This is a genomic window from Campylobacter troglodytis (assembly GCF_006864425.1).
In the GTDB taxonomy this organism is placed as follows: Bacteria; Campylobacterota; Campylobacteria; order Campylobacterales; family Campylobacteraceae; genus Campylobacter_D; species Campylobacter_D troglodytis.
Window position 1 is genome coordinate 1 of sequence record NZ_QHLI01000228.1, and the last position, 545, is coordinate 545.

The 545-nt window shown below is 41.3% G+C and carries 1 protein-coding gene; it reads left to right on the forward strand.

The window, feature by feature from the left end; genetic code table 11:
• Window positions 1–57: 57 nt before the first annotated feature.
• On the forward strand, window positions 58–545 hold a 488-nt coding region (locus DMC01_RS12745; protein WP_142694541.1), incomplete at its 3' end, for an Hcp family type VI secretion system effector.

Below are 545 nucleotides of genomic sequence, written 5' to 3' on the forward strand. Positions count from 1 at the left end.
AAATTATAAATAAAAATGATATAATCAAAGCCATATTTACTCAAAGAAAGGAAGACTATGGCACAACCAGCATATATTAGGATAGAAGGAGCCTCTCAAGGACTTATTTCAAGTGGGGCATCAACAGAGGCTAGCATAGGAAATCGTTATCAAGCAGGGCATGAGGATGAGATTATGGCTCAAGAAATATCTCACATAGTAGAAGTTCCCACAGACACTCAAAGCGGACAGCCCTCAGGACAAAGGGTGCATAAGCCTCTTTCTTTTACTTGCTCACTAAATAAAGCAGTTCCCTTGCTTTACAATGCACTTACAAAGGGTGAAAAGCTTAGCAAGGTAGAGGTGCATTGGTTTAGAACCTCTACAAGCGGAGGTGGGGAGCATTTTTTCACAACCATACTCGAAGATGCCATCATCACAAGCATAGAGCTTTTAATGCCAAATGCCCAAGATAAAAGCAATAACGACAAAACAGAGCTTTTCAGGGTTTCTATGAATTACAGAAAGGTCATTTGGGAGCACACAGCTGCTGGCACAAGTGGGAG